The following is a 21,740-nucleotide window of genomic DNA, read 5'->3' as shown; positions in this document are numbered from 1 at the left end:
CATCCTTGGCTACGCCGGACATGTGCCTGAACCATTCATGATTTACAATGTTTTCGAGCTTACCATGCCCCGACCATGACCGACGCCCTGCACACCGCCGCCGACATTTATCGCTTCCACCCTGCGGTGGCGGCGTGGTTCAGCTCTGCCTTTGCTGCCGCCACCGAGGCGCAGCAGCGCGCCTGGCCGCTGATCCAGTCCGGCCGCGCGACACTGGTCGCCGCGCCCACCGGCTCAGGTAAAACCCTGACCGCCTTCCTCGCCGCCATCGATGCGCTGGTGCGCGAGAGCCGCGAGGCGCCGCTGCCGGATGCAACGCGGGTGCTGTATGTGTCGCCTTTGAAGGCGCTGTCCAACGATATCCGCGTCAACCTGCTGGCGCCACTGGAAGGCATAGGGCGCGAACTGGAGGCCATGGGCCAGCCGCCGCACGGCATCCGCACCGCCGTGCGCACCGGTGACACCACACAGGCCGAGCGCAACGCCATGCGCCGGCGCGCGCCGCACATCCTGGTGTCGACGCCGGAATCGCTGTACGTGCTGCTTGGCTCGGACAGCGGCCGTGCCATGCTGGCCGGCGTGCGCACCGTGATCGTCGATGAAATCCACGCGGTGGCCGGCAGCAAGCGTGGCAGCCATCTGGCGCTAAGCCTCGAGCGGCTGGCGGCGCTGTGCGCGCAGCCGCCGGTGCGGGTAGGCCTGTCGGCCACGCAGAAGCCGATATCGGCGGTGGCGCAGTTCCTCGCCGGCAGCGGGCGTCCCTGTGCGGTGGTGGATGTGGGCCATGTGCGGGCGCGCGATCTGAATCTGGAACTGCCGCCGGTGCCGCTGGAGGCGGTGATGGCAAATGAGGTGTGGGAGCGCGTTTACGACCGCATCGCCGAGCTGACGGCCATGCACCGCACCACGCTGGTGTTCGTGAACACGCGCCGCATGGCCGAGCGCATGGCGCGCCATCTGGCCGACCGCATCGGACCGCAGCACGTGGCGGCGCACCACGGCAGCCTGGCCAAAGAGTACCGCTTCGACGCCGAGCAGCGTCTCAAGCGCGGCGAGTTGCGGGTGCTGATCGCCACCGCGTCGCTGGAGCTGGGCATCGATATCGGCGATGTGGATCCGGTGTGCCAGATCGGTTCTCCACGCAGCATCGCCGCTTTCCTGCAACGCGTGGGCCGTTCGGGCCACCACGTTGGCGGTCTGCCCAAGGGCCGGCTGTTCCCCACGTCGCGCGATGACCTGGTCGAATGCACGGCGCTGCTGGACTGCGTGCGGCGCGACGAGCTGGATGCGCTGCACATTCCTCAAGCGCCGCTGGACGTGCTGGCGCAGCAGATTGTGGCGGAAGTGGCATGCCGCGAGTGGAGCGAGGACGGCCTGTATCAGCTGGTGCGGCGCGCCTCACCTTATGCGCAGCTGGACCGGCGGCATTACGACGACGTGCTGCACATGCTGACCGATGGCTACACCAGCCGCCAGGGCGTGCGTGGTTCCTACCTGCACCGCGATACGGTGAGCGGCACCTTGCGCGGACGGCGCGGCGGCAAGATGACGGCGGTGATGTCCGGCGGGACTATACCGGATAACGCCGATTACACGGTGCTGCTGGAGCCGCAGGGCCAGAGTATCGGCACGGTGCACGAAGATTTTGCGGTGGAGAGTCTGGCCGGCGATGTTTTCCAGCTTGGGAATACCTCGTACCGCATCCTGCGCGTGGATGCGGGCAAGGTGCGGGTGGAGGATGCGCATGGGGCAGCGCCGAACATTCCGTTCTGGCTGGGCGAGGCGCCGGGCCGCAGCGACGAGTTGTCGGTCGGGGTGGCGCGCTTGCGCGGCGAGATGGATCGCTTGCTGGCTGCCGCACCGGATGGCGAGGCCGGTATTGAAAGCGCTGTAGATTGGCTGGTCGAGCATCTGGGCTTGCAGGATGCGGCGGCGCGGCAGATTGCCGAGTATATGGCCCGCTCGCGTTCCGCGCTGGGTGCGCTGCCGACGCGCGATACGCTGGTGATGGAGCGCTTCTTCGATGAATCGGGCGGCATGCAGTTGGTGCTGCATGCGCCGTTCGGCAGCCGCGTGAACCGGGCGTGGGGACTGGCCCTGCGCAAGCGCTTCTGCCGCACCTTCAATTTTGAGTTGCAGGCGGCGGCCACCGAGGATGCGATTGTGTTGTCGCTGTCGGACAGTCATAGTTTTCCGCTGGATGAGGTGTGGCGGTATTTGAAATCGGCGACGGCGGAGCATGTGCTGGTGCAGGCCTTGCTCGATGCGCCGCTGTTCAATGTACGGTGGCGTTGGAATGCGACCACCGCGCTGGCTTTGCCGCGCTTTACCGGCGGGCGCAAGGTGGCGCCGCAGCTGCAACGCATGAAGAGTGATGATTTGCTGGCGGCGGTGTTTCCGGATCAGGCGGCGTGTCTGGAGAATATTGTCGGCGAGCGGGAGTTGCCCAGCCATCCGTTGGTGGATCAGACGTTGGATGATTGCCTGCATGAGGCGATGGACAGCGAGGGCTGGCTGGCGCTGTTGCGGCGCATGGAGGCGGGCGAGGTGCGTTTGCTGTCGCGCGATTTGCCGGCGCCGTCGCCGCTGGCGATGGAGATTCTGAATGCGCGGCCATATGCGTTTCTGGACGACGCGCCGCTGGAGGAGCGGCGCACGCGGGCGGTGCTCCAGCGGCGCTGGACCGATCCGGCGTCGGCGGATGATCTGGGGGCGCTGGATGTGGGCGCGATTGCGGCGATGGCGGCCGAGGCCTGGCCTTCGGTGCGCAGTGGCGATGAGATGCATGAGGCTTTGATGTCGCTGGCTTGCGTTACGCCGGACGAGGTGGCGCGGGAAGAAGGCTGGCAGGAATGGATAGACGGCCTTGCCGCAGGCGGCCGCGCCATGCGCCTGCGCGACGCCGGCAGCGGCGCGGACCTGTGGGTGGCGCGCGAACGCCTCCCCTGCGCCCAAGCCGCCTGGCCCGGTGCAGCGATCAGCGCCGCACCGGCCGGGGCGGGCCAGCGGCGGGCGCTGGCCTCGACGATGGCGAACGCGGACGCAGGAGCGACGCTGGCCGCGACGACGGAGCACGCGGACGCAGGAGCGGCGCTGCGCCCTACGGCAGGCGATGCGGGGACAGGAGCGGCGCTGGCCCCCACGGCGGGTGATGCGGGGGCAGAAGCGGTGCTGGACGCGACGGCGGGCGATGCGGGCGCGATTGGTGGCGAAGAGTGGACGCGCGATGCGGCGCTGGTGGAGATTTTGCGGGCCCGCCTGAGCGGCTTCGGGCCGCAGACGGTGGAGACGATCGCGGCACCGCTTGCGCTACCCTCCTCCACAGTCACCATCGCGCTGACGCAGCTGGAAAGCGAGGGCTATGTGATGCGTGGCCGCTTCACGCCCGGCGTCACGGACGAGGAATGGTGCGAACGTCATCTGCTGGCGCGCATTCATCGCTACACCATCCGCAGCCTTCGGCGCGAGATCGAGCCGGTCGAGCGTCAGGACTTCATGCGCTTCCTGCTCGAATGGCAGCACCTCACGCCGGACGCGCAGCTGCAAGGCATCGAGGCGCTGCCGGAAGCGCTGGCCCAGCTGGAAGGCTACGAGGCCGCCGCCGGCGCGTGGGAAAGCGAGCTGCTGGCCCTGCGCGTGCGCGACTACTCGGCTTTGTGGCTCGATGATCTGTGCCGCGTCGGCAAAATCGTCTGGACCCGTGTCGGCGCGCCGGCCAGCGCCGCTGGTGGTCCGGTGCGCAGCACGCCGCTGGTGCTGCTGCCGCGCCGCCAACTGGCCTTGTGGCATGCACTGCCCGCCGTGGCGAGCGAAGTCGAGGTGTCGCCGCGCGCCGCCCGCGTGCTGGAGGCGCTGAAGCGCGACGGCGCCATGTTCTTCGACGAGCTGTCGCACGACGCCCGCCTGCTGCCAGTGGAGCTGGAGAACACGCTGGGCGAACTGGTGGCCACAGGGCTGGTCAACGCCGACAGCTACGCCGGCCTGCGCGCCATGCTGGCGCCAGCCAACAAGCGCGCCAGCAACGACAAGCGCCGCCGCCGTGGCGCCGGTCCAACGATGGAGGAAGCCGGCCGCTGGGCACTGGTCCGGCGCAGCGACAACGTAAGCATCACGGTGCGCGCCGTTGAAACCGCTCTCGCGGCGCCCGGCCCGCACGCCGGAGCGGCTAGCGCCGTCACCACGCAGGGCCGCGCCAGCACCGCCAATGCAAACGGCGCTACCGTCGCCGATGCCGCCGCTACCGCTACCGCCATCACGGCGCGGCCAGCGACACCGGCCCGCAAGCCGCGCACCGATCCGGACACGCTGGAACACATTGCCATGACGCTGCTGCGCCGCTACGGCGTGATGTTCTGGCGCCTGCTGGAGCGCGAAGCCGGCTGGATGCCCAGCTGGCGCGAGCTGCTGCCGGTCTACCACCGCCTTGAGGCGCGTGGCGAGATCCGCAGCGGCCGCTTCGTCGCCGGCCTCTCGGGCGAACAATTCGCCCTGCCGGAAGCCATCCCCCTGCTACGCGAAACACGCCGCCGGCCGCACGACGGCGGCTACGTCTGCATCTCCGGCGTCGACCCGCTCAACCTGTGCGGCACCCTGCTGCCCGGCGACAAAGTCCCAGCACTGGCCGGCAACCGCATCCTGTTGCGCGACGGCCTGCCCGTCGCCACCCAGATCGCCGGCAAATTCCACTACCTGCAAGGCGCCGAAGACCGCGAACTACTCCACGCCTGGCTGGTAGGCAAGCCGCCCGTTTAACGCCACTGTGGCATAGCGCACATAACGATCAAGACGCAAGGCGTAGCATGAATACCCATGAAAAAATCGCGTCCACTCAAAATTGTGCTTGGCATCGTTGCCACGCTGCTGCTGGTGCTGACGGCGATCGTCATCTTCGTGCTGACCTTCGACTGGAACCGCGCGCGCCCATGGATTAACCAGCGCGTCTCCGACAACATCGGCCGCGAGTTCGCCATCAACGGCGACCTGCGCGTGCAATGGGAGCACGGCGACGCCACCGAATCCGGCTGGCGGCGCTACGTGCCGCGCCCGCGCATCAGCGCCGCCGACGTCAGCATCGCCAATCCCGCCTGGACCAGCACCGGCCCGCGACTGGTCAACATCGGCAGCATCGTGGCGGCAGTCCATCCGCTGCCGCTGCTGCACAAGGAAGTCGCCATCGCCGACCTCGCGGTCGACAAAGTCACCGTGGCAGCGCAGCGCCGCGCCGACGGCAGCAACACCTGGACCTTCAAGGACAACGGCCCGTCCGAATGGGAGGTCGATATCGGCCGCCTGACGCTGGGCGAAGGCGACCTGCGCTACCTCGACGACGGCATCAAGCTCGATCTGCGCGCCAAGGCCAGCGGCATCAACCAGGGCGCCGATGCCCGGCAATACGGCCTGCGTTTTGACCTCAGCGGCAGCTACCGCAACGCCCCCATCACCGGCGGCGGTAAGGTCGGAAAAGTGCTGGCCCTGCGCGACGAACACGCCAACTTCCCGGTGCAGGCCAGTGCCGACCTCGGAAAAAACAAAATCGCCATCGAAGGCCTGGTCACCGATCCGCGCGCCCCCGCCGGCCTCGATCTGAAACTGACGCTGGGCGGCGACAGCATGGCCGACCTGTATCCGCTGACCGGCGTGCTGCTGCCGGAGACGCCGCCCTACACCACCACCGGACGCCTGATCGGCAAGAAGTCCGGCGCCATCTGGAACTGGACTTATAAAAACTTCACCGGCACCGTGGGCGGCAGCGACCTTGAAGGTACGCTGGCCTATAGCCCGCGCAAACCACGTCCGCTGCTGACCGGCGCCCTCACCTCGCGCCAGCTGCGGCTGGAAGACCTCGGCCCCACCATCGGCGCCAAAGGCAACGACAAGACCGACAAAGCGCTGCCGGTCGACCAATTCAACACCGCCAAGTGGGGCGCGCTGGACGCCGACGTCAAATTCACCGGCAAAAAGCTGATACGCACGCACGACATCCCGCTGCAAGATATCGAAACCCACATCGTCATGAAAGACAAGGTGCTGACACTCACGCCACTCAACTTCGGCATGGCCGGCGGCGACATCACCTCCAACGTCAAGCTGGATGGCCGTCAAAAACAGATCGACGCGCAAATCCGCATGGCCGCGCGCCACCTGAAAATCCGCCAGCTGTTCCCCAAACTGGAATCGATGCAGGCCAGCGTGGGTGAAGTCAGCGGCGACGCGGCGCTGGCCGGCAAGGGCAATTCCGTCTCCGCCATGCTGGCCACCTCCAGCGGCGAATTGGGCGCCACCGTCAGCGAAGGCTCGGTCAGCAAATTCATCCTGGAAGCGGCGGGCCTGAACATCGCCAACCTGGTCTTCGTCAAACTGTTCGGCGACAAGCAAATCCAGTTGAACTGCCTGGCCGGCGACTTCGTGGTGGAACACGGCAAGGCGCAAACGCGCCGCTTCGTGATCGACACGCAGGAGGCGGTGATCAACGTCAGCGGCAATGTGGACATGGCCAGGGAAACGCTGGACTTCGACGTCCGCCCGCAAACCAAGGGCTTGCGCATCATCTCGCTGCGCACGCCGCTGTATGCGCGCGGCACCTTCACCAATCCGGACGTGGGACCACAGAAAGGCCCGCTGGCGCTCAAGGCCGGCGCCGCCGTGGCGCTGGCCACCATCGTCAATCCTGCGGCGGCCATCATCCCGCTGGTCAATCCGGGCAAGGTGGAACCGGTGGATTGCGCCGCCGCGTTGGCGGAGGCCAATGACACCCGCAAGGCAGCCAAGACCCAGCCAGTCAAAAAACGCTAAGCCTTGTATTCGTCCGCGGTCAGGCCATACTTCTGCAACTTGTAGTACAGCGTTTGCTTCGGCACCGCCAGCGCCACGCTGACCGCTGTGACGTTGCCGCCGGCCTTGCGCAGCTCCTGCTCAATGACGGCGCGCTCAAAGGCGCCCACCTGATCGGCCAGCGGCACCGCCTCCATGCTGCGCGCCGACAGCAGGCCATCCGCGCCGCTGGCGAGGCCCAACACATAGCGCTCGGCGATGTTGCGCAGCTCGCGCACATTGCCCGGCCAGTTGTGCGCCATCAGCGACTGCATCAGGGCGCCCGGCACCGGCGGCGCCTCGCGCTTGTAGCGCGCCGCCGCGCCCAGCAGGAAATGCTCGAACAGCAGCGGAATATCCTCACGCCGCTCGCGCAGCGGCGGCAGATTCAGAACGATGAGATTCAGGCGGTAGTACAAATCGCTGCGGAACTTCTGCTGGTCCGACCATTCCTTGAGATCGACTTTGGAGGCGGCGATCACCCGCACATCCACCGGCACCGGCGTATTGGAGCCGAGCCGCTCGATGTAGCGCTCTTGCAGCACGCGCAGCAGCTTGACCTGCAAGGCCATCGGCAGGCTCTCGATCTCGTCGAGGAACAGCGAGCCGCCATCGGCATGTTCGATCTTGCCGATCTGGCGCTTGCCGGCCCCGGTGAAGGAGCCCGACTCGTGACCGAATACCTCGCTCTCGAAAATCGTCTCCGGGATCGCGCCGCAATTCAGCGCCACGAAATGACGCTTGTGACGGCGGCTGAACTGGTGCAGGCAGCGCGCCACCATCTCCTTGCCGGTGCCGGTTTCACCGTAGATCAGCACATCGGCCGGTTCATCGGCCAGATCGAGGATCAAACGGCGCAAGGCGCGCATCGGCGCCGAGTCGCCCAGCAGCGTGGCCTCGATGCCCTCGCCATGCTCGATGCGGTGGCGCAGCGCCGCCACTTCCAGCATCAGGCGGCGCGTCTCCAGCGCGCGCTGCACCACTTCCACCAGCTGTTCCGACGAATACGGCTTGGCGATGAAATCGTAGGCGCCATCGCGCATCGCCCCCACCGCCATGCTGATATCGCCATGGCCGGTCACCAGCACCACCGGCAGCTGCGCGTCGATGGCGTGGGCCGCCGTCATGAATTCCAGGCCGCTCATGCCGGGCAGACGAACGTCGCTCACCACCACGCCGGCAAAGCCTGGGGTGATCCGTGCCAGTGCCGGTTCGGCGGCGGCATGCGCCTCCACCTCAAAACCCGCCAGGTCCAGCGCCTGTGCGCTGCCGGCGCGCACGGTGGCGTCGTCTTCGATCAATAAAACCTTCATAGTGTCTCCTGCTCCGCCAGCGGCAAGGCGATGACAAACCGGGCGCCGCCGGCGCCGGGCGCCTCGGCACGCAGCTCGCCGCCGAATTCGCGTACGATCTGCTCGGAGATCGCCAGCCCCAGTCCCAGGCCCTTGCTCTGCGCTTTTGTGGTAAAAAATGGTTCAAACAAATGGGCGCGGATCTCTTCCGGTATGCCCGGCCCGGAGTCCGTCACCGCGATCAGCGCGCGGCCGTTGGCGCGCTCCACGCTCACGGTCAGGTGACGCGTTTCACTGTCGGCCATGGCGTCCAGCGCGTTGTTGAACAGGTTGACCAGCACCTGCTCCAGCCGGTTGCTGTCGCACAGCGCATGCACATCCTGGTCGCGCACCGCCATCTGGAAATTCACGCGCTCCTGCTCCACCCGCCGCTCCACCAGGAACAGCGCGGCGGTGATGGACGCCGTCACCGGCACCGCCGTGACGATGGCGTCGGACTTGCGCGCGAACTGGCGCAACTGGCCGGTCAGGGCGCCCATGCGCCCGACCAGTTGCGAAATGGTCGCCAGATTGCTCTTCGCTTCATCCAGCCGCCCACGCTCGATCAGCACCTGCGCGTTGTCGGACATGGTGCGCAGCGCCGTCAGCGGCTGGTTGAGTTCATGCGTCATGCCGGCCGCCATCTGGCCAAGCACCGCCATTTTCCCGGCCTGCACCAGCTCACTCTGCGCGCGGCGCAGCTTTTCCTCGGCCGCGCGGCGCACGCTGTTTTCTTCGCTCAGGTGCTGGGTCATCTCGCGCAGGCTGGTGGTGCGTTCCGCCACCATGGCCTCCAGATGCTCGCGCGTCTGCTTGCGCTGGCGGCCGTACAACACCAGCATCAGCAACAGCGCCTGTACCAGCAGCGCAAACAGAAAGGCATTGCGGGCGCTGCCGCGCGCGCTGTTCAAATCGGACAGATAGACAAAACTCCAATGACGCGGCGACAGTGAACGGGTCTGGCTCAGTACCGGCGTACGCTGATCCTCCGGCAGCGTGACGATGGCCGCCTCGCCATCCAACTGGCGCAGCGCGCGCATGCCCAGCGGTTCCAGCGCATGGCCTGAGTACTGGCGCGACGCTTCCAGCTCCCGCGTCACCTCCGGCGTCAACGGCGCCAGCGTGCGGTACTTCCAGCCGGGGACAGTGCTCAGGAAAACCACGCCATTGGCATCCGCCAGCAGCACCTTGTCGCCGCCCTGCTCCCAACCCCGTTCCAGCCGCTCGATGTTGACCTTGACGGTGGCCACGCCCAGCATGCGGCCGTTGTGGTAAATGCCGTGCGCGAAAAAATATCCCGGCTCGCCGTTGGTGGTGCCAACGCCGTAAAAACCGCCGGGCACACCGCGCAGCGCATCGCGCACGTACGGCCGGAAGGCGACGTGATCGCCGACGAAGCTATAGATCGAGCGCCAGTTGCTGGCAGCCTGGGTAACGCCATCGAGATTGACGACGTAGATGGTGGTGGAGCCGGACTGGCGGTTAAGCTGCTCAAGATAGGCGTTCACCTCATCGCGCAGCTCTTCGTCGTGGGGACGCTCCAGTAGCGTCACCACGTCCTTGTTCAGCTCCAGCGTGCCAGGCAGGAAGTCATACTTGGAAAGCAGGTTTTCCAGGCTGACCGCATAGCCGTCCAGACGCTGCGCGCCGGCCAGCCGCAACTTGTCGGTGGCGGCGTCGCCAGCCCAGCGCCCCGCCAGGCCGGCCAGCGTCAGGGCGATGGCCAACGCCACCGCCCATAGCGCCAGTCGCCGCGCCCGCGTCGTCCCCATAGTCTCCCCTGTTTATTATCATGTGTGATCAGCATTAAAACACATGACGTACCCCCAGGTTAACACCGGTGGTGCCGGAGCCGCTATCGGCCGCCGTGCCAACGTGGAACTGCGCACCGTTACTGTTGCGGATATGACCATAGGCCGCATACAGGTCGGTGCGGCGCGACAGGCCATGGCTGACGCCCAGCGCCGCCTGGCGCGCATGCCGCTGCGCGGCGGCCTGGTCGCGGTGGTCGATCAGCGAGGCAAACAGCTTGTTGCCGCCGCTGAGCTGCGCGGTAAAGCCCAGCAGCGTATCGTGGCTCTCGCGGCCCAGCGCATCGCGGTTGCGCGCGTGGGCGGCATGGCCGGTGACATCGCCAAAGCGATAGCGCGCCACCAGCATGGTGTTGCGGCTATGCGCGCTGGCCAGCGCGTTTTCCTTGCGCTGGTGCGCCAGTTCCAGCGTCAGCGCGCCCTGCTCGTAGCTGCCGCTGGCACTCAGATAGCGGTTCTTCGCGCTGTCTCCGGCCGCCTCGCCCAGGCCATACTGCACATCGGCCACAAAGCCGCCCATGCGCGGCGTGATGTACTCCACCGTGTTGCTGATGCGCGTGGTGTCGTCAAACACGTTCTGCGCATTGCCCGCCATGCCGGTGGAGAATGGATCCGCCACGTTGTTCAGCGTCTTGTAGAACGGCGTGTACTGCTGGCCGATGCTGAGCGCACCGGCCTTGCCGCTCAGGCACAGCAGGGCCTGGCGACCGAACAGCGCGCCGTTTTGCTTGGCCGCGCCGGTGTCGATCGAATAGCCGTTTTCCAGAATGAAGGTCAGCACCGTGCCGCCGCCCAGGTCTTCCTTGCCCTTGAAGCCAAGGCGCGAACTGGATGCCATGCCGCTGCCGATTTTTTGCACCGGGCCGTCGGCGCCGCCGCGTTCCAGCAGCAGGCCGGCATCGGCCACGCCATACACGGTCAATGACGATTGCGCCTGCGCGCCCAGCGATACCACGGCCAGCGCACATGCGCCGATTACATACTTCTGCATCAGATAAGTCTCCCGTTAATTTTTTATTGTTTAAGCCGCGCGCTGCGCAACCATGGCCGGCGCTTCCACTTCCTCCGCCAGCGCACCTTCCCACTTGGCGACGACCGCGGTGGCAACCGCGTTGCCGACCGCATTGGTGGCCGAGCGGCCCATGTCGAGGAACTGATCGATGCCCATCAACAGCAGCAGGCCTGCTTCGGGAATATGGAACTGATTCAGGGTGGCGGCGATCACCACCAGCGAAGCGCGCGGCACGCCGGCGATGCCCTTCGAGGTCACCATCAACAGCAGCAGCATGGTGATCTGCGTGCCCAGCGACAGATCGATGCCGTAAGCCTGCGTGATGAACAGCACGGCGAAGGTGCAGTACATCATCGAGCCATCCAGATTGAACGAATACCCCATCGGCATGACGAAGCTGGAGATCTTGCGCTGCACGCCAAACTGGTCCAGCGCCACCAGCAGCTTGGGATACGCCGCTTCGGAACTGGCGGTGGAAAACGCCAGCAGGAACGGTTCGCGGATCAGCGCGATCAGTCGGAACACGCGCTTGCCGATAAAGGCAAAGCCGCCCAGGATCAGCAGTGCCCACAGGCAGGCCAGCCCCAGATAGAAGCCGCCCATGAATTTGGCGAAGGTGCCAAGGATGGCCAGGCCATTGGTGGTGATCACCGAGGCCATGGCCGCGAACACCGCCAGCGGCGCCAGGTTCATGACGGTGCCGGTGATGCGCAACATCACCTGCGCCAGTTGGTCGATCACACCGGTGAGCTGGCGCGCGGAGTCGCCCAGCGCGCCCAGTGCGCCGCCGAAGAACACGGCGAACACCAGCACTTGCAGGATTTCGTTATTGGCCATGGCCTCGATCGGCGATTTCGGCACCATGTGGGCGATGAAGTCCTTCAGCGTGAACGCCGAGGTTTTCAGGCCGGTGGCCGCATCCAGCGGCGGCAGCGGCAGGCCGAGATGGGCGCCCAGCTGCATGGCGTTGGACAGCACCATGCCCAGCGTCAGCGAAATCAGCGAGGCGATCACAAACCACGCCATGGCCTTGACGCCGACGCGGCCAGCGGCCTTGCCGTCGCCCATATGGGCGATACCCACCGTCAGGGTGGAGAACACCAGCAGCGAGATGATCATCTTGATCAGCCGCAGGAACACATCGGTGACGATGGAGATGTGGCTGGCGATGGTGGCGCTGAGCTTCTGGTCGGCGATGGTTTCATGGCAGGCGTAGCCCACCGCGACGCCCAGCACCATGGCGATCAGGATATACAGCGTTAAAGGACGTTTCTTTTTCATTGGCTCCTCCAAGGTTTTTTGGTTGTGCGCTTGGATAGCAATGCGTGTGCCAACGCAAAGCGGCGCCCGGAGGCGCCGCAAGTGCTTGACTACAAAGGGGATTCTTTTAAGAAACTGTCACTACCACTGAAAAGTAGCGCAATTATTGAGACGCCGCAGGGCTGGTTTGTATGAAAAGTTGGACGCCGAACACCGGCCCCGCCGTGTGGCCTGGCTCCGGATCGAAGCGCACCACCACGCTGCTCTTGCCACGCGTGAGGCGCTCCGGCACCGGATATTCCTGGTCGATGAACACGCCCGGCTGACGGCCATTCAGCTGTACATGCGCGATCCGTTCGCCGTCCACACTGATGTAAAAGTCGCGGTTGCGCTCCTCGCCCCAGTAGCTGGCTTGCAGCACCAGCGGACCGTCGGTGCACTTCATGCGGAAGCTGAAATAGCCGCCGGTGCGCGCATCGCGGCCATTGCGGCCACGGTAGGACACCGGATACGAGATATCCGATTGCAGATCGTGATCGCGCTCCGGCTGCATTTCGCCAAGGTGCATCACATCCACCGAACGTTCCGCCAGTTCGCGCAGGCGTGCCTCCTCCCTGCGGAACGCCACTTCCGACGCCGCCCATTCGGTCTCGGTGTAGGCGCTGAAGTACACCGCCGCGCGCCGCTCGTACTGTGCAAAGAACGGCGTGAACTTCATGTCGCCCGGCCGGCCGGTGCCGACGCTGCGGTACACGGCTTTCACCTTATCGGCTTCCGCGAACGACCCAAGAATGTTGGCGCCCACCAGCGCCGGCGCCAGTCCGCTGAATGGTTTGTCGGCCGGGCCCAGATCGGCCGCCAGCACCATCGGGCCGCGCAGCAGCGCCACCACCCGGTCGTTGCCGGCCGCCGATTCCAGTCGCAATTCCAGCGGTAGCGACAGGCGCACCGTGTCGCCGGCTTTCCAGCGGCGGCGCACCAGCAAGTAACCCTTTTCCTTGCTGGCTTTCCGTGGCTTGCCGTTGACCAGCAGCTTGTGGCTGGAGGCCCAGGCAGGCACCCGCAGCGCCAGCGTGTAGTCGCGCGCGCCGGCCAGGCGGCGCACTTTGAGGTCGATATCGCCTTCGAACGGATAGCCGGTGTTCAGTTCCAGTTGCGCGCCGGTCGCCTTCCAGTCCACCGTTGAAGGGATGTAGAGATTGACGAACAGTGTGTCGCCGTTTTCCCAGTAAATCGAATCGCCATGCTTGGCGTGGCTCTCCATGCCGGACAACACGCAGCACCAGAAATCATTCTCCTCGCTGGAATATTCGCGCGCCACGCCGGACATCAGTGGCGTCATGTAAGTGAACATGCCGGTGCGCGGATTCTGGTGCGCCAGGATGTGGTTCAGATGCGTGCGTTCGTAGTAATCGAAGTAAGCGGCATCCGGCGCCCAGCTGTAAAGATGACGCGTCATCTTCAGCATGTTGTAGCTACAGCAGGCTTCACAGGTTTGCTCGGTGATGTGGTTGGCGATGCTGTCCGGCGCGGAGAAGTATTCGCGGTCGCCATTGCCGCCGATGACGTAGCTGTGGTGCCGGGTGACGCGCTTCCAGAAAAAGTCCACGGCTTTGGCGTCGCTCTGGCGGCCGGTCAGTTCGTGCAGGCGCGCGAGGCCGATCAGTTTCGGAATCTGCGTGTTCGAGTGCAGGTTGGCCAGTTCGTCGCGGCCCTCCGCCAGCGGCGTGAGTACTTTGGTGTGATACAGGCGCTGCGCCAGCGCCAGCCAGCGCTTGTCCCGCGTGCGCGCATACAGTTCGGCGAAGCTTTCATTGATGCCGCCATGTTCGCAGGCCAGCACCTGCTGCACCTGTTCGTCGTTCAACGCAGCGAACACCTTGTCGATATAGCCGGCCAGGCCGATCGCAACCTGCAGCGCCTGATCGTTGCCGGCGTAGGTCTGCGCATCGAACAGGCCAGCGAACACCTTGTGCCAGTTATACAGCGGCACCCAGCAACCATTCAGATCGAAGCCGGCGGAACGTATTTCGCCGCGCATGATCTCGGGAAAGATCTCCTTGCCATCGACCACCTGGCCGTCTTTGCGCTTGCGCATAAAGCCGGCGACGTAGCCATCGCCCTGCGCCTGCTGGACGCGCGCCAGTTCCGCCACGATGTAATCGATGCGCGGCTTGAGCGCGGCGATCCCGGTTTGCGCATACATCAGCGACAGCGCCGACAGGTAATGGCCAAGGCCTTCGCCGGCGATGGTGTCCGACTCCCAGCCGCCGTAGATGGCGCCCTTGACCGGCAAGCCGGCGAATTTATGGTAGTTGTGCAGGAAGCGGTCGGCGCTCAGGCGCAGCAGGTAGGCCTGGTTGGCTTGCACCGCGTCGGCATACACGGATGGCAGCAGCCGCACCGACGACAATGGCAGCGCGCGGGCGGTGGCGGGGACCGGGCTTGCGGCGGCGCCGGTGGGGGCGGCATCGGCAGCGGCGTTGGCGGGCCAGTTGGCGACCAGTCCCAGACTGGCGGCGCCCTGCAATAACTGTCGGCGGTGCATACGTACCCTCATGGTAAATGTTTAACCAATAATGTACGTCCGACAGCGCCGTGCGTCTTGTTTCAGGGCCGCGAAAAGGGTGACGAAATCGGCATAATCGGATTGGTCGGGTCGGCGCTCCATTCGCACCAGCCGCCGTCGTAGACGCTGATGCGCGGCCAGTCCATCAGCCACGCATAGAAGAACGCCATCGACGCGCGCCAGCCAGTGCCGCAGTAGAACGCCACCTCGTGGTCGCGGGTGATGCCGGCGGCTCGCCAGAGCTGTTCGATTTCGCGGGCTGGCTTCATGGCGCCGTTGGCCTGCTGGCAGGCGCTCATGCTATTGACGTCGCCGTTGTCGCCGGCACGCGCCCAGTGCGCGCCGGGAATGTCGCCGCGCGCGGTGATGTAGTTGTAGCCCGAGGTCAGGCCAAGATGTTCGGCTTCCGTGCGGATGCTGGCCAGGATGCCGTCTTCCTGCGCCAGCAGGGCGCGCGCTTGCGCGGTGTCGATCAGGTATTCGGGATGGCGCGGAAAGATGGCGCCAAACGCGGCGGCCGACGCGGCAGCAGGCGAGACGGCGCGCGGCGCGCCGGACTCGCAAGGCAGGCCGGCAGCCAGCCATGCCGCGAAGCCGCCATCCAGCAGTCGCACGTCGTCCACGCCGGCGTAGAGCAGCAACTGCGCCACGCGCGCGGCGGCCAGGTTGTTGCGGCCGTAGAGGATGACGGTGCTGTCATGGCGGATGCCTTGCGCGAGCAGAACGGCCAGCAGCTCGGCGTCCGGTATCCGTGTCCAGTGGGGCGGGCGTTCGACATCGCCGGTGTCGAGATAGCCGGCGCCAGGGATGTGCGCCCGCTCGAACTGTGCGCGCTCGCCGCAACCGCATTCCAGCAGCAGCGGCAGGCCCGGATTGGCCGGCGCCGGCAGCACGAGCGCCGCCAGCCGGTCCGCCGTCAGCAACTGGCGCGCGCGCGGCAGCATGGCTTACCAGCCGACCTTCTTGCGGATGAAGTCCGTCAGCAGTCCGGCGTTGTACTGGTGCTGCTTCACGCGCGGGTGGCCGGCGAAGCCATTCCACGGGAAGATGATGGTGTCGATGCGGGCGTCGCCGGCATCGCGCATCTGATCCACCGCCGTGCGCACATAGCCCGGCCATTTCGAGCCTTCCTGCACCGCATCCATGCTGCCCAGCGCGCAGACGATATAGGCCTTCGGATACAGTGCGCGGATCTTCTGCACAAAGGTGCGGTAGGCGGCGATGCGCTGCGCGTCATCCGGCATCGGCGACAGGCGCTTTTCGCGGTCGACCAGCCAACGGTCATTCTGGAACAGGTTGACCACCACCACATCCGGCGTCCACGAGCTGAAATCCCATTTGGTGTCGTTGTTGCCGACGGCGCTCAGCTGGTCATAGAAGTCCGGCATGGTGAACGGGAACCAGCTGATCATCACGCCGATACCGCTCTGCGAGGTGATGTGCGCTTCAGCGTTCAGCGCGCGCGCCGTGATCGAGGCATAGGACATGTAGTTGTTCTTGTCCTTGCCCAGATGATCCGGGCCATCGTCCGGGGACTCGTTGCCCATGCCGCTGGTGATCGAGTCGCCAAAGAATTCAATGCGGCGCTGCTTGCGCGGCGGAGGCGCCAGCAGTTTGCCGCCATCGGCCAGTTCCAGTCCCTGGAAGAAGGTCGCGCCCTCCTCGCCCTCGGTGCGCTTGGTGATGAGGAAACGGTGCTCGCCCGGCGCCAGGCCGCTGGCCACCGGATAGGTCTTGCTGCCCTGCGCAGCCTCGATCACCACCGGCTTGCCGTCGACGAAGACGTTGAAGAAGTTCTTGCCCAACTGGTCGTCCAGCTTGACCGCCAGGCTGCCGCCGGTGAAATTCCCTTCGATGCTGGTGCCGGGCCAGGACAGCATGGGCCGCGCGCGGTCGGCGAAATCGATCCGTCCCGTGTACTGCAACTGCGGATTGTCCGCCCCCACCATCACGCTTGCAAACGTTTGCCCAGCCAGCAGCAGCGCTGCCAATCCTGCCTTGAACTTCATCGAACATCTCCTTAGTGTTGGCGGAAGCGCGCAGCATGGCCGCTGGCGCGGAATTGCTCCACCATATAGTCAACAAATACCCGCACCTTGGCCGGCACCAGTTTGCGGCTTGAATAATAGATCGACAGCGGCCGGGTTTCGGCACGCCAGTCCGGCAGCACGCGCACCAGTTCTCCGCTGTCCAGCAATGGCAAGGCGTGCGGCAACGGCAGCATGCCGATGCCCATGCCGCAGGCGGCGGCGCGGGCAATGGCTTCCGGATCGTCCAGCACCGCCACCGGCCGCACACTGGCCACCACTTCCTGCCCGGCGCGATTTTTCAACGTCCACGGCATCAGCCGGCCGGTGCTCAGCGAGCGGCGCAGCAGGCCGTGATGGCGCGCCAGTTCCTGCGGCGATTCCGGCGCCGCATGAGCCTTCAGATAGGCAGGCGACGCCGCCAGCACAATATCCACCCGCGCCAGCTCGCGCGCAATCAGCGCATCGGTCAACTCGATGCCGCCGCCGATGCCGACGTCAAAACCCTCCGCCACCAGATCCACGTGGCGGTTATCGAAATACAGATCCGGCACCACGTCCGGATAACGGCGCCAGAACCCCTCCAGCAGCGGCACGAAATACTGCCGCCCGACGGTGTAGGCCAGCGACACTTTCAGCGTGCCGGCCGGCTTGCCGGCGCCCTGGCGCAGATCGGTCAGCGCATCGCCGATCTCGCCCCATGGCAGCCGCACCTGCCCGTACAGGCGCTCGCCGTCGGTGGTCAGCGCCAGGCTGCGGGTGCTGCGCTGGAACAGACGCACGCCCAGCCGGGCTTCCATCTGCCCCACGCTTTTGCTGACCGCCGCCGGCGTCAGGCCGAGACGGCGCGCAGCCGCCGAGAAGCTGCCTTCGTCGGCGGCCGCAATGAAAGCGTCGAGATAACTGCTCAGTTCGGTCAACATGATGACATCTTATACCATTGGTTGAAACTGATCGATGAATTTTGCGACTACCGCGATCAAGTGGCCGCGACCATACTGTGTTCATCAACCACCCAAACCGAAAGGAAACACATCATGAGCGCCCAACAACTGAACGGTAAAGTCGCTTTCATCAACGGCGGTTCGCGCGGCATCGGCGCCGCCACCGCGCGCCGCCTGGCCCGCGACGGCGCCAAAGTCGCCATCGGCTACGCCGCCTCGGCCATCGCCGCCGAGGCGCTGGTCGAAGAAATCAAGGCTGCCGGCGGTGACGCCTTCGCCATCAAGGCCGATGCCGCCGACGCCGCCGCCCTGACCCGCGCCATCGACAGCGTGGCCGACCGCTACGGCCGCCTCGACATCCTGGTCAACAGCGCCGGCGTGCTGCATCTCGGCCCGCTCGACCAGTTCTCGCTGGAAGACTTCGACCGCACCATCGCCGTCAACGTGCGCGCCGTGTTCGTGGCTTCGCAAGCCGCCGCGAAACACATGCAGGACGGCGGCCGCATCATCAACATCGGCAGCACCAACGCCCAGCGCATGCCGTTCGAAGGCGGCGCCGCCTACGCCATGAGCAAATCGGCGCTGGTCGGCCTGGTGAAAGGCATGGCGCGCGACCTGGGCAGCCGCAACATCACCGTCAACAACGTAGCGCCCGGCCCGGTGGACACCGACATGAACCCGGCCGACAGCGATTTCGCCACCGGTCTGCACGGCCTGATGGCGCTGAAACGCCACGGCAAGGCCGATGAAGTGGCGGCCATGGTGTCCTACCTGGCCGGTCCCGAAGCCGGCTTCGTCACCGGCGCCGACCTGCTGATCGACGGCGGCTTCGCGGCCTGAGCCTCAGTTCCTGCCGGCTGCCTCGACGTAGACTTCGTCGTCGCAGCCGACAGCGCGCGGGCCGGCCGGTTTGGCGTTGGCCACCAGCGCCGGCAGATCGCGCTCGGTGCTGAAGTCCAGCGCCAGCGAGACGCGAATCTCTTGCAGGTACTTGCGCTGCACACACACCAGCGTGATGGTATTGGCCACCTTGTCACCGTAGCGCGACTTCACGCGGTCGAAGAAATCGTTCACCTTGAAGCTCTTGCCGGTATTCCCCAGCACGATCTTGCCCACTTCCGAATCGTTCACCACGCGCACCGCCGATACCGCCTTGATGAAGTATTCGTCCGGCGGCAGCGACTGGCATTTGCCATGCTTGTTCCACTCGTAGGCGCCGAAGGTGCGCTCGTAGAAGAAGTTGGGCATCCACGGCGCGATCTTCTCGATGGTGTCCTTGCTCAGTTCAAACTGCTTGCCCTGACAACTGCCGTAATGCGTGCCGCATTCCTTCTTGTTCGGCCACAGGCCGTGCAGGCTTAACGTTTTCGCCTCCAGCGCGCCGCTGTTCATCGCGTCGCACTCCGGTTTCTTGCCGTTGTACCTGGTGTGTTCGCAGAAGCCCGGCTGCCAGGTGATGGCCAGCACATAGCTGTCCTGCTGATTGGGCGCCGAGCAGACTTCACCGCTGGCGCCTTCGGGCGGCCGGCCGGCCTGCTTGTCCTCCAGCGCCGGCGTGCCGCACTCGCGCTGCACCCAGCGCAGCGACGGTTGCGCGCCCGGCACTTCCACCCGCAGCCAGTCGTAATCGGTCTTGTTGATTTCGCGGACGGTGTAGGCCGTGCCGGCGGTGATCTTCACCTCGCCCGGATTGGCGCGTTTGGCGAAGGAGCTGAAGGCTTCGCAGCTCTTGTTGGCGGTAAAACTGCCGCTGGCCGACTCGCTGGCGCCGCATTCCAGCGCGGTAAAAGCCAGCAGTGCAACTGCGATGTAACGACGCATGGAATCCCCCATAATGAACGAAATGCCAACATTCTACCGGAAGCAATCAGCACGGGCACTAGTCCTACAAGCGCACTGCGGGAAGACCGACACGGCACTCTGCCAAGAGTGGCTACGATGACAACTTGCACATCCCACAGGAGGACTACACCATGAAACAGCTCCATCTTTCCGGCAAGCTTGCTTGCGCCCTGATCGCCACGGTTGCCTTCATCAGCGGCTGCCAGAAGAAAAACCCGGATACGCCGCCAGTGCCGGAAGCCACCCCGGCTCCTGCGCCAGCACCGGCTCCGGCCACGCCGCAGCCAACCACGCCGCAGCCTGGCCAGACCGATCCAAACGCACCGGCGCCAACCACGCCTCCGGCCAACACCACCGAACCGCCGCCGCCAACCACCCGCTAATCGGGCCTCAGGCCAGCGCCGCTTCCACCCGGTTGCGGCCATTGGCCTTGGCGCGGTACAGCGCATCGTCGGCACGCTTGCAGATCAGCTCCAGCGTGCCGGCCAGCGCGTCATACGCCGCCACACCGATGCTGATGCTGGGCTTGAGTTCGGGCGCCTGGTCGCGGCAATCGACCGCCGCCACCGCCTCGCGGATGCGCTCGGCCGCGCCCATGGCCTGATCCAGTGAAGTCCCGCGCAGCAGCACCAGAAATTCCTCGCCGCCGATGCGGCCGATCACGTCGCCCGGACGCAACGCCAGGCGCGCCGCGTGCGACACCCGTTGCAGCACCACATCCCCCACCGCGTGACCGTAGCTGTCGTTGATGCGCTTGAAGTGATCGATATCGAGCGCGGCAAACGCCAGCGGCTTGCCGTCGCGCTGCGCCTGCTCCAGCGCCCCGCGCGCCAGCTCCAGGAAGTGGCGGCGGTTCGGCAGCCGGGTCAGCTCATCGGTCAGCGCCAGATCGCGCATGCGGCGCGCTTGCCGCACCTGCCGTCTCATCATCACGCCCAGCGCGCCGATCGCCAGCAGACTGAGCGCCAATGCCGCATACTGCCAGCGGCGGATGGTGTTGGCCGCGCTCAGCGCCTGCGCCAGCGCTTCATTGTTGCGCTGGGCCTGCTCGGTATGGAACTGCACCCGCAGGCGGCTGCTGCGCTCGTCCAGCAATTGCTTTTGCAACTCCTGCTTGACCCGCATCTGCTCGCCGCGCGCGGCGTAGGCTTCGCGCCAGTTGCCGGTGCCGGATTGCGCCAGCGCCAGCTCCTCGTAGATCTTGTCGAGGAAACGCAGATTGTCTTCCTTGCCGTAATAGCCGCGTGCCGCCTCCAGATCCGGCAAGGCTTGCGCATGGCGGCCGGCGCGCCGCAACGCCGCCCCGCGCGACAGCCGCACGGCGGCGGCGCCATCCTCATCCTTGTCCCGGAGACGCTGCCGCAAGGCCTGGTCCAGCAGGTTCAGCGCCTCCACGTGCAGGCCGCGCTTGGACAGCACCACGGCCAGCGCGCGCTGGTCCTCGGCCACGTCCGCCTCGACGCCGCGCTTGCGGTCGATGGCCAGCGCCTGTTCAAATGCTTCCTGCGCCGCGTCCAGCTGCGCCATCTTTTCCAGCGTGCTGGCGATATTGAAGTGGGTCACCGCCATGTTCTGGACTTCGTTACGGCCCTGGTGCGAGGTCAGCAGCTTGCGGTAGTACTGGAGCGCCTGCTCGTAATCCTTGACGTTGCTGTCGGCATACAGGGTGGCGATGGCGCTCAGCGCGTAGTTCTGGTTGTAAACGTCGCCCAGCTTGACTTCCAGTTCATAGCCGCGCTTGAGATCGGCGATGGCGTCGGCATACTGGCCGTTGTTGCCACGCTGCTCGCCGCGCAGCAGCAAGGCATGGGCCAACAAGGCCTCGTCCTGCAAGCGCTCGGCTTCCGACACCGTCAACTGGAATTCATCGATGGCCGGCTCGCGCTTGCCGCTCATCAGCAAGGCGTGGCCTTTGCACAGGTGCAGACGCGCAAGATGGCGGGGATCGCGCTGGCTGCCCTGCTGCGTCAATCCTGCCTCCGCCATCTTCAGGGCGGCGGCGGGATCGGAAGCGCTGAGGTCCATGCAGCGTTCAGCCTCGGCATCGTCCGCCGCGTTCGCTGGCGGGCCGTAGGCCAGGGAGGCTGCGGCGAGCAGCAAGGGAATCGCGCGTCGTAGGATCATGCAACAATCA

General features: G+C 65.8%; 14 protein-coding genes. 4 read left to right on the top strand and 10 right to left on the bottom strand.

The features are described from left to right. Positions 1 to 75 precede the first annotated feature (75 nt). Together GM676_RS32070 and GM676_RS05650 are read left to right on the top strand one after the other, a co-directional pair. Entirely contained in the window at positions 76 to 4,752 is a 4,677-nt protein-coding gene (locus GM676_RS32070) for a DEAD/DEAH box helicase (protein WP_155462419.1), read from the top strand. Between the two features lie 57 nt (positions 4,753 to 4,809). Further along, a complete protein-coding gene (locus tag GM676_RS05650) occupies positions 4,810 to 6,792 on the top strand; it encodes an AsmA family protein (RefSeq protein ID WP_155462417.1) in 1,983 nt (660 codons plus the stop codon). Here GM676_RS05650 and GM676_RS05645 read toward each other — a convergent pair. From GM676_RS05645 to GM676_RS05610, 8 genes are all read right to left on the bottom strand, one after another. Then, entirely contained in the window at positions 6,789 to 8,123 is a 1,335-nt protein-coding gene (locus tag GM676_RS05645) for a sigma-54-dependent transcriptional regulator (RefSeq protein ID WP_155462415.1), read from the bottom strand. The genes GM676_RS05650 and GM676_RS05645 overlap by 4 nt on opposite strands. After that, complete coding sequence (locus GM676_RS05640) at positions 8,120 to 9,913, bottom strand: sensor histidine kinase (protein WP_155462413.1); 1,794 nt, start codon at positions 9,911 to 9,913, stop codon at positions 8,120 to 8,122. The genes GM676_RS05645 and GM676_RS05640 overlap by 4 nt, the downstream gene beginning before the upstream one ends. 34 nt (positions 9,914 to 9,947) lie before the next feature. Beyond that, positions 9,948 to 10,943 carry a porin gene (locus GM676_RS05635; protein WP_155462411.1) on the bottom strand — a complete coding sequence of 332 codons (996 nt, stop codon included), beginning with the start codon at positions 10,941 to 10,943 and terminating at the stop codon, positions 9,948 to 9,950. A gap of 30 nt (positions 10,944 to 10,973) precedes the next feature. Then, positions 10,974 to 12,245: a dicarboxylate/amino acid:cation symporter gene (locus GM676_RS05630; RefSeq protein ID WP_155462409.1), complete on the bottom strand. Its 1,272-nt coding sequence runs from the start codon at positions 12,243 to 12,245 to the stop codon at positions 10,974 to 10,976. A 142-nt stretch (positions 12,246 to 12,387) separates the two neighbouring features. Further along, positions 12,388 to 14,772: a glycoside hydrolase family 127 protein gene (locus GM676_RS05625; RefSeq protein ID WP_170304229.1), complete on the bottom strand. Its 2,385-nt coding sequence runs from the start codon at positions 14,770 to 14,772 to the stop codon at positions 12,388 to 12,390. Positions 14,773 to 14,834: 62 nt separating this feature from the next. After that, positions 14,835 to 15,737, bottom strand: coding sequence for a sulfurtransferase (locus tag GM676_RS05620; protein WP_155462405.1), 903 nt, complete (start codon positions 15,735 to 15,737; stop codon positions 14,835 to 14,837). Between the two features lie 3 nt (positions 15,738 to 15,740). Next, positions 15,741 to 16,802, bottom strand: a complete 1,062-nt coding sequence (locus tag GM676_RS05615) for an SGNH/GDSL hydrolase family protein (protein WP_155462403.1) — start codon at positions 16,800 to 16,802, stop codon at positions 15,741 to 15,743. Positions 16,803 to 16,813: 11 nt separating this feature from the next. After that, positions 16,814 to 17,743 carry a LysR family transcriptional regulator gene (locus GM676_RS05610; protein WP_155462401.1) on the bottom strand — a complete coding sequence of 310 codons (930 nt, stop codon included), beginning with the start codon at positions 17,741 to 17,743 and terminating at the stop codon, positions 16,814 to 16,816. Between the two features lie 114 nt (positions 17,744 to 17,857). On the opposite strand from GM676_RS05610, the gene GM676_RS05605 reads away from it, so the two are divergent. After that, a complete protein-coding gene (locus GM676_RS05605; RefSeq protein WP_155462399.1) occupies positions 17,858 to 18,604 on the top strand; it encodes an SDR family oxidoreductase in 747 nt (248 codons plus the stop codon). A 3-nt stretch (positions 18,605 to 18,607) separates the two neighbouring features. On the opposite strand, the gene GM676_RS05600 is transcribed toward GM676_RS05605, so the two are convergent. Next, positions 18,608 to 19,585, bottom strand: coding sequence for a ribonuclease T2 family protein (locus tag GM676_RS05600; RefSeq protein ID WP_155462398.1), 978 nt, complete (start codon positions 19,583 to 19,585; stop codon positions 18,608 to 18,610). A 152-nt stretch (positions 19,586 to 19,737) separates the two neighbouring features. Between GM676_RS05600 and GM676_RS05595 the strand changes: the two genes are divergently transcribed. After that, a complete protein-coding gene (locus tag GM676_RS05595; RefSeq protein WP_155462397.1) occupies positions 19,738 to 19,989 on the top strand; it encodes a dynamin in 252 nt (83 codons plus the stop codon). Positions 19,990 to 19,996: 7 nt separating this feature from the next. Here the strand turns inward: GM676_RS05595 and GM676_RS05590 are convergent, their stop codons facing one another. After that, positions 19,997 to 21,730 carry a GGDEF domain-containing protein gene (locus GM676_RS05590; RefSeq protein ID WP_155462396.1) on the bottom strand — a complete coding sequence of 578 codons (1,734 nt, stop codon included), beginning with the start codon at positions 21,728 to 21,730 and terminating at the stop codon, positions 19,997 to 19,999. Positions 21,731 to 21,740 lie beyond the last annotated feature (10 nt).

This window comes from Duganella radicis (assembly GCF_009720825.1).
Taxonomy (GTDB): Bacteria; Pseudomonadota; Gammaproteobacteria; order Burkholderiales; family Burkholderiaceae_D; genus Rugamonas; species Rugamonas radicis.
This window is presented reverse-complemented; position numbering and strand designations above follow the sequence as displayed.